The sequence below is a fragment of the Sphingomonas sp. S6 genome, assembly GCF_043498045.1.
GTDB lineage: Bacteria > Pseudomonadota > Alphaproteobacteria > Sphingomonadales > Sphingomonadaceae > Sphingomonas.
The window spans coordinates 34723-47086 of sequence record NZ_JBIEOE010000009.1 but is presented as its reverse complement, the minus strand read 5'-3'; the positions used below and the strand labels follow the sequence as shown (position 1 = coordinate 47086).

The following is a 12364-nucleotide window of genomic DNA, read 5'->3' as shown; positions in this document are numbered from 1 at the left end:
GCCTCCAGCCACGCCCTCGCGGCCCGGTGGACCCCGGAACGAGTCCGGGGTGACGCGTTGTGCGGGGCGGCCGTGCCGCCCCCATCCGGGCGCCGCTACCGATGCGCGGCGCGCGCCAGCCGGTCGTTGATCGCCTCGCCCAACCCGTCACGCGGGATCGGCGCAATTGCGATGCCCGCAGCATCGCTCGCATCGGCCCGGTGCAGCGCATCGAACAGCCGCGCCGCCGCCTCCGTGAGGTCGCCGCGCGCCGACAACGTGTCGTCCCCTATTAGAGAGTCATAGCCGATCAGCCATTCGCCTTCGCGGCGCGCGGTCGCCTCCAGCCGCAGCGGCTTGGCCGGCGCATAATGCGTCGCAAGCTGCCCCGGCGCGGTGATCGCCGCGCCCTCGGCCCGGCGGGTGACGGGAAAGGGCAGGTCCGCCGCGGCGATCGGCCCTGGTCGCAGGATCGTCCGCCCGGCGACGATCGTCGATTCCACCCCCGCCGCGCACGCGCCGTCGTCGATGATCAGCGGCACCCTCGTTCCCAGGCTCCTGGCGACATGCTCCGCCCGCGTCGGGCTCAACCCGTTGCTCGCATTCGCCGACGGCGCGGCGAGCGGCGCCCCACTCGCTGCAAGCAGCGCCTGCATCGCGCGATGCCGCGGCACGCGCAGCGCGATCGTCTCCAGCCCCGCCGTCACCAGCGACGCGATCCCCGCGTCGGTACGCAGCGGCAGTACCAGCGTCAGCGGCCCCGGCCAGAAGCCCGCCGCCAGCGCCCGCGCGTCCGCATCGAACACGGCGATCCGCTCCGCTGCGGCGAGATCGGGCACATGTACGATCAGTGGATTGAAGCTCGGCCGCCCCTTGGCCGCATAGATACCCGCCACGGCTGTCGCATTCCGCGCGTCGGCGGCGAGGCCATAGACCGTCTCGGTCGGCACCGCGACGCATTCGCCGCGGGTGATTCGCGCAGCCGCCTCGTCGATCGCGGCCATGCCGTAGGGTAAGATGCGCGGGTTTGGATCGGCCATTTTCCGACGCTATATCGTGGTGATCCTTGGGAGAGAATGATGTCCTTTACCGCCGCCGTCGCCGACCAGCGTTTCGTGCTGGAGCATGTCGTGAAGATCGACGAACTGGCGAACACGGATCGCTTTGCCGCCGCCAGCGCCGACGTGGTCGATGCCGTGCTGGACGGCGTCGCGGATTTCGCCGCGGGCGAATGGGCGCCGCTCAACCGAGAGGGCGACACGGTCGGCGCGAAATGGACGCCCGACGGCGTTCACATGCCCGCGACTTTCATCAAGGCGTATAAGGATTATGTCGAGGGCGGCTGGGGCACGATCGGCGTGCCCGAGGCTTTCGGCGGCCAGGGCCTGCCCTTCGCGATTCAGACCGCCGTGCTCGATACGCTCGGCAGCGCCAACATGGGCTTCGCGCTGTGCCCGACGCTCACCGTCGGCGCGATCGAGGCGCTGATCCACCACGGCACGCCCGAACAGCAGGCGCAATATCTGCCGCACCTCGCCACCGGCGCGTGGACCGGCACGATGAACCTCACCGAACCGCAGGCGGGCAGCGACGTCGGCGCCTTGCGCGCGACCGCCAAGCCGCTGGGTGACGGCACGTGGAGCATCAAGGGCACCAAGATCTACATCTCGTTCGGCGACCACGACATGGCGGACAATATCGTCCACCTCGTCCTCGCCCGCACCCCCGATGCGCCCGCCGGCACGCGCGGCATCAGCCTGTTCCTCGTCCCCAAATACCGCCTCAATGCCGACGGCACGCCCGGCGACTTCAACGACGTCCGCGTCGTGTCGATCGAGCATAAGATGGGCCTGCACGCCTCGCCGACCTGCGTCCTGTCCTTCGGCGACCATGACGCGTGCATCGGCGAGCTGATCGGCCCCGAACATGGCGGCATGCGCGCGATGTTCACGATGATGAACAACGCGCGCCTCAACGTCGGCCTGCAGGGCGTGCAGGTTGCGGAGGGCGCGACGCAAAAGGCGGTCGCCTATGCGCTCGAACGCGTCCAGTCCGCGCGCGCCGGCTCGCCTGACAAGAACCCGGTGCGCATCGTCGAACATCCCGACGTTCGCCGCATGCTGCTGCGCATGAAGGCGCAGACCCAAGCCGCCCGCGCGCTCGTCTACTACGCCGCGGGTCAGGTCGACCGCGCGGGCCTCGGCGATGCGGCGGCGAAGAACCGGCTGGAGGTCGTCACCCCGCTCGCCAAGGCGCACGGCACCGATATCGGCAATGAAGTCGCCAGCCTCGGCGTCCAGGTCCATGGCGGCATGGGCTATGTCGAGGAAACCGGCGCCGCGCAGTATTTCCGCGATGCGCGCATCACGCCGATCTACGAAGGCACCAACGGCATCCAGGCCGCCGACCTCGTCGGCCGCAAGCTGGGCCTGGAAAACGGCGCCGCCTTCGCCGCGCTCGTCGCCGACATGCGCGCCGAGGCGCAGCATCCGCAGCTCGTCGCGCTGATCGACGCGGTCGACGCCATCGCCCACCGGCTCGCCACCGCGGACGCCGATGACAAGCTCGCCGCCAGCTACCCCTTCCTGACGATGACCTCGGTCGCGACCTGCGGCTGGCTGCTGGAACGCGAAGGCCGCCATGCGACGGGCGACGAAACCTTCGCCCAGATGAAGCGCGCCAGCGTCGCCTTCTACCTCGACCAGATCGTCCCCGAGGCGCTCGGCCTGAAGGCGGCGGCGACCGCCAAGGCCGACGTACTATACGCGGTGCCGGCAGAGGCGTTCGCGGCCTAACCCATTCCTCCCCTGCTCCGCAGGGGAGGGGGACCGCTCGCGAGGCGAGTGGTGGAGGGGCAGCCCCAAGCAATACCGCCCGCGGCTGCCCGCCGTCAGCCTTCGGCTGCCACCTCCCGTCCGGGGAGGTGTCAAACGTCGACACCCTCCCAATCGTCATGCCCGCGCAGGCGGGGATCCAGACTGGCAAGCCTTTCGGCTCCATCCCCAACGTCAGCCAATCTGGATTCCCGCCTGCGCGGGAATGACGAAGAAGGGCAGGACCCGCTGCGACCGCCGGCTCACCGCCACCCGCCACCCAACCCCCTTGCCAACCCCGGCAATCCTGCCGAAAGCCACCCGATGTTTGATCTCGACGCCTATCTCGCCCGCATCGGCCTGCCGGCCCGCGTGACCCCCGACGCCGAAGGCCTCGGCCGCCTGCAGCGCGAACACCGGTTGGCGATCCCGTTCGAAAACCTCGATGTCCGCCTCGGCCGCGGGATCGCGATCGACAGCGCCAGCGTGTTCGCCAAGCTCGTCACCGCCAAGCGCGGCGGCTATTGCTTCGAACACAACCGCCTGTTCCTCGATGCGCTCGCCGCGCTGGGCTTCGACGCGCGCCCGCTGCTCGCCCGCGTCTGGCTCGGCGCGACCGACGTGCCGCCGCTCACCCACACGTTCAGCCTCGTGACGATCGATGGCGCGGACTGGATCGCCGACGCCGGCTTCGGCGGCAGCTATGCGCCGGTGATGGCGCTGGTCGACGGGTGGGAGGTCGACGCCCCCGACGGTGCGCGCTTCCGCCTAACGCGCGACGCCGCGCACGGCTGGATGCTGCTGCGCAAGGGCGCCGCCGGTTCCACCGACGGCCGCGGGACGGGCGAGGGCTGGCAGCCGCAATACAGCTTCCACGAGACCGCCGTCGCCGATGCCGATCTCGCACTGTCCAACCATTGGACGTCGACCGCGCCCGGCAGCCGCTTTACGCAGATGACGATCGCCAGCATCGTCCTGCCCCATGGCTTCGCGGGCCTCACCGATCGTCGCTACCACCGCCGCGCGGGCGACAACGACACCGCAGCCGAGATCACCGATCCACGCGTCTACCGCATGCGCATGTCGCTGATGTTCGGGATCGACCTGACCGCGGACGAGGTAGCGGCGCTGGGGCTGTTCTAAAAATTCGTCACCCCGGGCTCGACCCGGGGTCCCGCTTCTTGCTTCCCGCTGCCCTAAAAGCGTGAACCTGGGTCAAGCCCGGGGTGGCGCGGAGAAACCGGCCTTAGGCCCCCTCGCGCTCCAACAGGTCCGCCGCGTCGAGGCCCAGCAGGTCGATATAGCTGCGGATCCGCGGCCACTGATTTTCGATGAAGCTTGCGCGTTCCGCCGCGCGCAGCTTGTCCGCCGCGCCGGGCAGCACGAACATGCCGACGCCGCGCCGCACCTCGACATAGCCGTCGTCCTGGAAGCTCTGATACGCTTTGGCGACCGTCAGCGGGTTGGCGCCATGTTCGGCGGCGAAGGCGCGGACCGAAGGAAGCTGGTCACCCGTGCGGTAATCGCCGCGCAGGATCCCGGCGGCGATGGTGCCACGCAGCCGGATGTAGACCGGGCTGTCCTCGTTGCTGAGCGCTGTCATGGTTGTTTAATACACCAGTCGCGCGAAAGGTCCATCCCAAACCTTTTTGTCCGAACCTGCCTTAAAATCCCGTGCGATCAGGGCCAGTGGCTGATCACGCGTGCCAGATCGGGACGGGGCCGTTCGTCGAGCGGCCGGCCGGGTGTGCCGAGGAAGACGAAGCCCGCGATCCGCTCGTGCGGCCCGCCGAACGCATCGCGCACCACCTCCGAAAAGGTCGGCCACCCCGTCAGCCATCCGCCCGCAAAGCCCATCGCATGCGCGGCATGCAGCAGGTTCATCGTCGCCGCGCCGGCCGACAGCTCCTGCTCCCAACGCGGAATGTGGCTGGTCGTGCTGGGCGAGGAGAGGACGACGACCAAGGCCGGCGCCTGATGCGCGAACTGCTCCAGCGATTCGATTTCGGTCCGCGCTGCCTGCGGGCGTTCCGCGCGATAGGCGTCGGTGATCAGCGTCGCGAGCGCGGCGCGATCGTCGACGATGACGAAGCGCCAGGGCGCGAGTTTGCCATGGTCCGGCGTGCGCGCCGCGATGGCGATCATCTGCTCGAGCTGCGCGGGCGAGGGGCCCGGCGCGATCAGGTCGCGCGGCTTGCCCGAGCGGCGCGTGGTCAGCAACGAAAGCGGCGTGGAGGTGTCATTGAACATGGGCGCCGCCATAGCCCCGAGACGCCGATGTTTACAGTCGCGGCTTTGTCGTTACTCTTGATACCATTAACGACGATGCGCGCGCAGCGATGCGGCACAGTTCAGGGAGCGTAACGAATGGTGGACACCCCGACCGCGGATAACCGCGGCGAGCCTGACATCAGCCACATCAATCCGGCCGCCGAAGGTACGTGGTTCGGCCACCCCCGCCAGCTCGCCCGCCTGTTCACCACCGAAATGTGGGAACGCTTCGGCTATTACGGCATGCGCGCGCTGCTGACGCTCTATCTGACGCAGCATTTCCTGTTCGGCGACCGCGCCGCGACCGGTCTGTATGGTGGCTATACCGCGCTGGTGTACCTCACCCCGCTCGTCGGCGGCTATCTGGCGGACCAGTATCTGGGCTCGAAGCGCGCGGTGAAGTTCGGCGCGATCCTGATGGCCTTGGGCTATTTCACGCTCGCCTTCGGCGGCCAGCCCGCCAAGCCCTATGCGACGATCGACGGCCAGCGCTACGAGGTTGCCGTCGCGCAGGTGAACGGCGTCGAGACGCGCTACGTCATCGACGGTACCCAGAAACTGGCGATCAAGGGCAATGACGACGGCACCGTCGCGCTGCTTGGGGCCGACGGCCAGCCGCAGCGCACGATCGCCAAGGGCGGCTTCGCCTCCGATGGCGAACGCAGCGCCTTCTATACCACGCTGATGCTGATCGCACTCTGCATGGTCTCGGTCGGCAACGGCTTCTTCAAGCCCAACATCTCGACCATGGTCGGCGAACTCTATGCCCAGGGCGACCGACGCCGCGACAGCGGCTTCACCATCTTCTATATGGGCATCAACCTCGGTTCGCTGCTCTCGCAATTCCTCTGTCCGCTGCTCGCGGTGGGTATTCCCGGCGTCTGGGCGGGCCTCGGCTGGTGGGCGGGCTTCGGCCTTGCCGCGGTCGGCATGCTGCTGTCGTGGATCCTCGTCCAGTTCGATGGCGGCCGCCTCAACGGCTATGGCGAACAGCCCGCCGGCCAGCCCGCCAACCGCACGCTCGGCATCTACGCCGCAGCGCTGATCGGCATCCCCTTGTTCTACCTCCTGTTCGTCAACCTGATGAACAGCGCGGAATCGACCGCGGGTGCGGGCTCGATCGTCGCCTACGTCCTGGCGCTGCCGCTGATGGGCAAGCTGCTGTTCGGCACCTTCATCATCGCCGTCCCCGGCATCCTGATCTGGAGCTTCGTGTCGGGCAGCCGCACCGAATTCCAGATGATGCTGGCGGCGATGGTGCTCATCACCTTCAACGTCGTGTTCTGGACGCTGTTCGAACAGGCCGGCTCCAGCCTCACGCTGTTCGCCGATCGCAACACCGACCTTCACATCTTCGGCTATCCGATCTCGGCCGGGCAGACGCAGACGTTCAACGCGCTGTTCATCGTGCTCTTCGCCCCCGTCATGGCGGCGATGTGGACGAAGCTCGCCGCGGCGGGCCGCGAACCGTCGATCCCCGTCAAGTTCGGCATCGCGCTGATGGGCGTCGGCGCGGGCTTCCTGTTCCTCGTCTTCGGCAGCCGCTTCGTCGGCCCCGATTTCAAGGTCGGCATCTGGTGGCTCGCGGGGCTGTACCTGATCCACAGCCTTGCCGAACTGTGCATCTCGCCGGTCGGCCTGTCGATGATCACCAAGCTGTCGATCGCGCGCATCGTCGGCCTGATGATGGGCGTGTGGTTCCTCTCGATCTCGGTCGCGCAATATTTTGCCGGCATGATCGCGCAGGTCGCCAGCGTCGAAACCGTCGGCGGTCAGGTCACGAACCTGAAGGTCAGCCTCGACACCTATAACGGCGTCTTCACGCTGATCGCCGAATGGGCGATCGGCCTCGGCATCGTTCTGCTGCTGCTGTCCTGGCCGCTCAAGAAGTGGATGCACGGCGTCAAGTAAGCCAAGCCCGTCACCCCGGCCGAAGAGCCGGGGTCCCGCTTCTTCTGTCTGCGGCGATAGAAGCGGGACCCCGGGTCAAGCCCGGGGTGACGGCTTCTGGTCCGGGCGTTTGTCCCGCCCCACCACACTCGTCACCGCCACATCCATCGTCACATTGCCCACGGTCCGGAACAGGTCCGGCACCGTCTCCACCGCCACCAGCAACCCCAGCGCCTCGATCGGCACCCCCATCGCGAACGCCACCGGCGCGACGCTGGCGAAGAAGCTGATCGTCCCCGGCAGCGACACCGACCCCATCGTCGTGATCGCCGCGGTGGCCACGCCCGCCGCCAGCTGCCCCGGCCCGATCGGCACCCCCAGCCAGTGTGCGACGTACAGCGCCACCGCCAGGTTCATCGCGGGACTCGTCGCGCGAAAGATCGCCACGGCCACCGGCAGCACGATCCCCGCGGTCGCCGGCGCCACGCCGATCGCTTCCGATCCCTTCAGCATCGCCGGCAAGGACGCGAGCGAGCTTTGCGTGCTGATCGCAATCCCCTGCGCTGGCGCCACCGCCTTGGCGAAGGCGCGTATCGGCACCCCCCCGAACACCCGCGCCACGGCATAACCCGCCAGCAGCACGATGAAGCCGATCGTCGACACCAGCACGATGTAGTGGACCAGCGCGCCGAACGCCGCCGCCCCGGTCCGCGCACCAACGCCATAGGCAAGCGCGAAGATGCCGATCGGCGCCAGCTTCAGCACCCAGCCGATGATCACCAGCATGGCGTCCGTGATGCTCTGGAACAGGTCGGTCAGCCGCTTGCGCGACTCCGCCTCCAGCCGCGTGATCGCAAACGCGAAGGCCAGCGTGAACACCGTCAGTGGCAGGAACGCGTCCCCGGACGCAGCTGCAACGACGTTGGTCGGCACGATCGTGTTGAAGAAATCGGCCAGCGTCGGCACCTTACCCATCACCGGCGCCGCGGTCAGCGCCGCGCGCAAGGCCTGCGACCACGCGTCTGGTAGCGGCCACGCATCGAGCAGCAACGGCATCACCGCCGCCGACATCAGCGTCGTCCCCCACAGCACCACCACGAACAGCGCCACCGCGCGTCCCGCGATGCGTCCGGCGCGTGCCGCTTCCGCGGTGGCGGCGATCCCCGTCACCAGCAGCCCGACGATCAGCGGCACGATCACCATCTGCAGCGCGTGCAGCCATGCCTCGCCGATCGGCTGGGTGACGGTCGTCACCGCCAGCGCCCAATCCCGGTGGATCGCCACCCCCAGGATGCCGAGCGCGATGCCGGCGACGAGCGCCAGAAGGATACGGGTGGCTTGCGACATCGGGTTCCTTGGCGCATCGGGAAAACACGAAAACGCATAGCGGGACGGAAACCACGCGATGGCAAGGAAATACTTCGGCACCGACGGAATTCGCGGGCTGACCAACGCGGGCGCGATGACCGCGGCAATGGCGATGAAGGTCGGTATGGCGGCCGGCGCCTATTTCCAGCGCGGCGATCACAAGCACCGCGTGCTGATCGGCAAGGACACGCGCCTGTCGGGCTATATGCTCGAATCCGCACTCGTCGCGGGCTTCACCAGCGCCGGCATGGACGTCATCATGGTCGGCCCGCTGCCCACCCCGGCGGTGGCGATGCTCACGCAGACGATGCGCGCCGACATCGGCGTGATGATCTCGGCCAGCCACAATCCCTTTGCCGACAATGGCATCAAGCTGTTCGGCCCCGACGGCTACAAGCTCTCCGACGAAGCCGAACTGACGATCGAGGGCCTGATCGACAGCGACGTAGCCTTGGCGCCCGCCGCGCAGATCGGCCGCGCGCGCCGCATCGATGACGCGCAGGGTCGCTACATCCACTTCGCCAAGAACACCTTCCCCACCGACCTGCGGCTCGACGGGCTGCGCGTCGTCATCGATTGCGCCAACGGCGCCGCGTACAAGGTCGCGCCCTCCGCGCTGTGGGAATTGGGCGCGGACATCATCGCGATCGGCGTCACCCCCAATGGCGTCAACATCAACGACGGCGTCGGCTCGACGGCGCCGCAGACGCTGTCTGAAACCGTCGTCGCCAGCGGTGCCGACATCGGCATCGCGCTGGATGGGGACGCCGACCGCCTGATCGTCGTCGACGAACAGGGCAGGGTGGTCGATGGCGACCAGCTGATGGCGACGATTGCCGCGGGCTGGGCGCGCCGCGGGCGCCTCGCGGGCGGCGGGCTCGTCGCGACGGTCATGTCGAACCTCGGCCTCGAACGGCACCTGCGCTCGCAGGGCCTCGGCCTCGTCCGCACCGCGGTCGGCGACCGCTACGTGCTCGAAAAGATGCGCTCGTCGGGTTACAATGTCGGCGGCGAACAGTCGGGCCACATCATCCTGTCGGATTACGGCACCACCGGCGACGGCCTCGTCGCGGCGCTGCAGGTGCTCGCCGAACTGAAGCGCGCCGGCGCGCCGGCCAGCGAAGTGCTCCACCGCTTCGAACCGCTGCCGCAATTGCTCAAGAACGTCCGCTTCGCCGGTGGCAAGCCCTTGGAGGCGCAGTCGGTCAAGGACGCGATCGCTGCCGCCGAAGCCGAGCTCGCCGGCACCGGCCGCCTCGTCATCCGCCCCTCGGGTACCGAACCGGTGATCCGCGTGATGGCGGAGGGCGACGATGCGGCACAGGTCGAAACGCTCGTCGACCGCATCTGCGACGCCGTCCGTCAGGCCGCCGCCTGATGCTGGAGATGCGCCCCGACTGCGAACGCTGCGGCATGGACCTGCCGGCGGACGAACCCGGCGCGTTCATCTGCTCGATGGAATGCACCTTCTGCACCGAATGCGCCGACGGACTCGACGAACGCTGCCCCAATTGCAGCGGCGAACTGCTCGACCGCCCCACGCGGCTTGGTACGTTACTAAAGGCGAACCCCGCCGTCACCGAACGCCGCTTCCAGGCCTGACCCTCGATCCGTCATCCCGGCGAACGCCGGGATCCATGGACACGGCGCCGCCAGCATCGGCGCACCGCCGCGACCTCGCCGCCACCATGGATCCCGGCATTCGCCGGGATGACGAACAATTTTGGTTCACGCGGAGACGCGGAGACGCGGAGGTGTTGCTCTAGACCCCGGCAGCTCTCACCAAAACGGTTCAAGAATGGACGCCGCTCGCGAAGCGCGTCACCCATCTCACGAGCGCAACCCTCCGCGTCTCCGCGTGAACCCAATCCCCATCGCCCCAGGCACCGCCGATGGTTCACACAAAGCCGCGAAGCCGCAAAGATGCTTCACCTGCGGCCCCGCTGTCGATCGCGCGACAGCGCCACCCCACACGCCCCCTCTTCGCGTCTTGGCGTCTTCGCGCGAACCAAAACCCCTGTCCTACACGCCCCCAAATATGCCATGGCAAACCACCATGGCTCACCTGACAAGCCACACCCCCGCCATCGTCGTCCCAATGCCCCAGCACGGGGAGCAATTCCGGACGTTACGTACCGTCCACTTCGTCCACTTCCGGCACCATATATGATCCCCCGCGTCCTCATCATCGCCGGATCCGATTCGGGCGGCGGCGCCGGTATCCAGGCGGATATCAAGACCGTCACGATGCTCGGCGGCCACGCCATGACCGCGATCACCGCGATCACCGCGCAGAATACGTTGGGGGTGCAGGCGGTGCATCCCGTCCCCGTCGACATGGTCGTCGCGCAGATGACGAGCGTCCTCGACGACATCGGCGTCGACGCAGTGAAGATCGGCATGATCGGTTCGGCCGCGACCGTCCACGCCGTCGCCGACGTGCTGGAGGCGCTCGCCGTCCCCATCGTCTTCGATCCCGTGATGATCGCGACCAGCGGCTCCGTCCTCGCCGACGCCGACACGATCGCCGCCTTTGCGCGGCTGATGCGCTGCGCCACGGTCATCACGCCCAATCTGCCCGAACTCGCTGCGCTGGGCGGCATCGACGCGGTGCGCGCGGGCGGTGCCGCGATTCTCGCCAAGGGCGGCCATGCCCCCGGCGACACCGTGTCCGATCGCCTGATCCACGCCGACGGCACCGAGCGGACCTGGTCCAACCCCCGCATCGACACGCGCCACAGCCACGGCACCGGCTGCACGCTCGCCAGCGCCATCGCCACCGGCCTCGCCGCCGGCTTGTCGCTCGACGCGGCCGTCGCCCGCGGGATCGGGTTCGTCCGAATCGCGCTGCATGAGGCACCGGGCCTCGGCGCCGGCCACGGCCCGATGGGGCATGCCCGTGTCCGCGTGGACAGCGACCTCGGCGGCCTCAGTCCCAATCAGGTGACGCTGCCCGCGACCGACCACGCGGTGTCCTTCGCCTTCTACCGCACCCTCGGCCTCACCCCGATCGTCGACAGCGCCGGCCGCTACGCCCGCTTCGAAAGCGCCGCCGGCACGACCCTGTCGATCGAAGCGGCGGACGAGATCGACGGCCGCCCGATCCTGTTCCTCGAAACCGCAGATCTCGACGCCGCCGTCGCCCGCCTTCGCGCCGCCGAGCATGCCGTCGCCGATCCGGTCGCGCAATCCTGGGGCTGGCGGGAAGCGCGGGTCACCGATCCCGCCGGCAATGCGCTCTGTCTCTACACCGCTGGCGAACATCGCCGCTTCCCGCCATGGCGCCTCGCATGCCCGGACTGAAGCACGAAAAAGCCTGCCTGCCCCCCGTCGCCGGGGTGGACGAAGCGGGGCGGGGGCCGCTCGCCGGCCCGGTGGTCGCCGCCGCGGTGGTGCTGCCCGCCAAGGGCACGCCGCGCGGCATCGATGATTCGAAGAAGCTCTCGGCCACCGAACGCGCCCGCCTCTGCACGCTCATCCAGACGCGCGCCGTCTTCGGCATCGGTATCGTCGAGCCGGACGAGATCGATACGCTCAACATCTATTGGGCGACGATGAAGGCGATGACGCTGGCGGTCGACGCGCTCACGCTCAAGCTCGGCTGCGATCCCGGCCATGTGCTGGTCGACGGCAATCGCCTGCCGCGCTGGTCCTATCCCGCCACCGCGATCGTCAGCGGCGACGCGCACAGCCTGTCGATCGCCGCCGCCTCGATCATCGCCAAGGAAACGCGCGACGCGATCATGCTCGAACATGCCGCGGTCCACCCGCAGTATCACTGGCATTCGAACAAGGGCTACGGCTGCAAGCACCACCTCGCGGCGCTGATCGAGCATGGGCCCACCCCGATTCACCGCCGCAGCTTCGCCCCCGTTGCCGCCGCCTACGCCCGAATCACGCCCGATGCGGCGGCGGGACCGCTGTTCACCGCCTCTGCCGCTAACCAATTTCATGGCTGAGTCTTTTGAGTCACACCCCCAGCGCTGGGGGACGCGTGGAATCGACGCTCCCATATCTTGCGGGGCCGAGTCGCTGATCCCACC

General features: G+C 68.4%; 11 protein-coding genes. 7 read left to right on the top strand and 4 right to left on the bottom strand.

The genetic code is table 11. The features are described from left to right. Window positions 1–95: 95 nt before the first annotated feature. Complete coding sequence (locus ACGVWT_RS13950) at window positions 96–1019, bottom strand: L-threonylcarbamoyladenylate synthase (protein ID WP_315460709.1); 924 nt, start codon at window positions 1017–1019, stop codon at window positions 96–98. A 36-nt stretch (window positions 1020–1055) separates the two neighbouring features. Here ACGVWT_RS13950 and ACGVWT_RS13945 point away from each other — a divergent pair, with 36 nt between their 5' ends. Both ACGVWT_RS13945 and ACGVWT_RS13940 read left to right on the top strand, forming a co-directional pair. Beyond that, entirely contained in the window at window positions 1056–2774 is a 1719-nt protein-coding gene (locus ACGVWT_RS13945; RefSeq protein ID WP_315460708.1) for an acyl-CoA dehydrogenase, read from the top strand. A 342-nt stretch (window positions 2775–3116) separates the two neighbouring features. Continuing rightward, window positions 3117–3935, top strand: a complete 819-nt coding sequence (locus ACGVWT_RS13940; protein ID WP_315460707.1) for an arylamine N-acetyltransferase — start codon at window positions 3117–3119, stop codon at window positions 3933–3935. 103 nt (window positions 3936–4038) lie between these two features. Here the strand turns inward: ACGVWT_RS13940 and ACGVWT_RS13935 are convergent, their stop codons facing one another. Then, the gene (locus ACGVWT_RS13935; protein ID WP_315460706.1) at window positions 4039–4395 is read right to left on the bottom strand and encodes a GntR family transcriptional regulator; all 357 of its coding nucleotides are present in this window, start codon (window positions 4393–4395) and stop codon (window positions 4039–4041) included. Between the two features lie 77 nt (window positions 4396–4472). Further along, window positions 4473–5042, bottom strand: a complete 570-nt coding sequence (locus ACGVWT_RS13930) for a nitroreductase (RefSeq protein ID WP_116461356.1) — start codon at window positions 5040–5042, stop codon at window positions 4473–4475. Between the two features lie 117 nt (window positions 5043–5159). On the opposite strand from ACGVWT_RS13930, the gene ACGVWT_RS13925 reads away from it, so the two are divergent. Beyond that, window positions 5160–6974, top strand: a complete 1815-nt coding sequence (locus ACGVWT_RS13925; RefSeq protein WP_116460455.1) for a peptide MFS transporter — start codon at window positions 5160–5162, stop codon at window positions 6972–6974. A 75-nt stretch (window positions 6975–7049) separates the two neighbouring features. Here ACGVWT_RS13925 and ACGVWT_RS13920 read toward each other — a convergent pair whose 3' ends face one another. Next, entirely contained in the window at window positions 7050–8300 is a 1251-nt protein-coding gene (locus ACGVWT_RS13920; RefSeq protein ID WP_315460705.1) for a dicarboxylate/amino acid:cation symporter, read from the bottom strand. Window positions 8301–8358: 58 nt separating this feature from the next. Between ACGVWT_RS13920 and glmM the strand changes: the two genes are divergently transcribed. The 4 genes from glmM (at window position 8359) to ACGVWT_RS13900 (ending at window position 12280) form a co-directional block, all read left to right on the top strand. Continuing rightward, window positions 8359–9699 carry a phosphoglucosamine mutase gene (gene glmM, locus ACGVWT_RS13915; protein WP_315460704.1) on the top strand — a complete coding sequence of 447 codons (1341 nt, stop codon included), beginning with the start codon at window positions 8359–8361 and terminating at the stop codon, window positions 9697–9699. Further along, entirely contained in the window at window positions 9699–9923 is a 225-nt protein-coding gene (locus ACGVWT_RS13910; protein WP_315460703.1) for a DUF1272 domain-containing protein, read from the top strand. The genes glmM and ACGVWT_RS13910 overlap by 1 nt, the downstream gene beginning before the upstream one ends. Before the next feature lie 564 nt (window positions 9924–10487). Then, entirely contained in the window at window positions 10488–11624 is a 1137-nt protein-coding gene (gene thiD, locus ACGVWT_RS13905; RefSeq protein WP_315460702.1) for a bifunctional hydroxymethylpyrimidine kinase/phosphomethylpyrimidine kinase, read from the top strand. Then, entirely contained in the window at window positions 11612–12280 is a 669-nt protein-coding gene (locus tag ACGVWT_RS13900; protein ID WP_315460701.1) for a ribonuclease HII, read from the top strand. The genes thiD and ACGVWT_RS13900 overlap by 13 nt, the downstream gene beginning before the upstream one ends. Window positions 12281–12364 lie beyond the last annotated feature (84 nt).

What these genes read in the sequence shown, in the direction of transcription:
- ACGVWT_RS13950 (WP_315460709.1), bottom strand. Translation starts at nt 1,019, where the DNA reads ATGGCCGATCCAAACCCGCGCATCTTACCCTACGGCATGGCCGCGATC.
- ACGVWT_RS13945 (WP_315460708.1), top strand. Translation starts at nt 1,056, where the DNA reads ATGATGTCCTTTACCGCCGCCGTCGCCGACCAGCGTTTCGTGCTGGAG.
- ACGVWT_RS13940 (WP_315460707.1), top strand. Translation starts at nt 3,117, where the DNA reads ATGTTTGATCTCGACGCCTATCTCGCCCGCATCGGCCTGCCGGCCCGC.
- ACGVWT_RS13935 (WP_315460706.1), bottom strand. Translation starts at nt 4,395, where the DNA reads ATGACAGCGCTCAGCAACGAGGACAGCCCGGTCTACATCCGGCTGCGT.
- ACGVWT_RS13930 (WP_116461356.1), bottom strand. Translation starts at nt 5,042, where the DNA reads ATGTTCAATGACACCTCCACGCCGCTTTCGTTGCTGACCACGCGCCGC.
- ACGVWT_RS13925 (WP_116460455.1), top strand. Translation starts at nt 5,160, where the DNA reads ATGGTGGACACCCCGACCGCGGATAACCGCGGCGAGCCTGACATCAGC.
- ACGVWT_RS13920 (WP_315460705.1), bottom strand. Translation starts at nt 8,300, where the DNA reads ATGTCGCAAGCCACCCGTATCCTTCTGGCGCTCGTCGCCGGCATCGCG.
- glmM (WP_315460704.1), top strand. Translation starts at nt 8,359, where the DNA reads ATGGCAAGGAAATACTTCGGCACCGACGGAATTCGCGGGCTGACCAAC.
- ACGVWT_RS13910 (WP_315460703.1), top strand. Translation starts at nt 9,699, where the DNA reads ATGCTGGAGATGCGCCCCGACTGCGAACGCTGCGGCATGGACCTGCCG.
- thiD (WP_315460702.1), top strand. Translation starts at nt 10,488, where the DNA reads ATGATCCCCCGCGTCCTCATCATCGCCGGATCCGATTCGGGCGGCGGC.
- ACGVWT_RS13900 (WP_315460701.1), top strand. Translation starts at nt 11,612, where the DNA reads ATGCCCGGACTGAAGCACGAAAAAGCCTGCCTGCCCCCCGTCGCCGGG.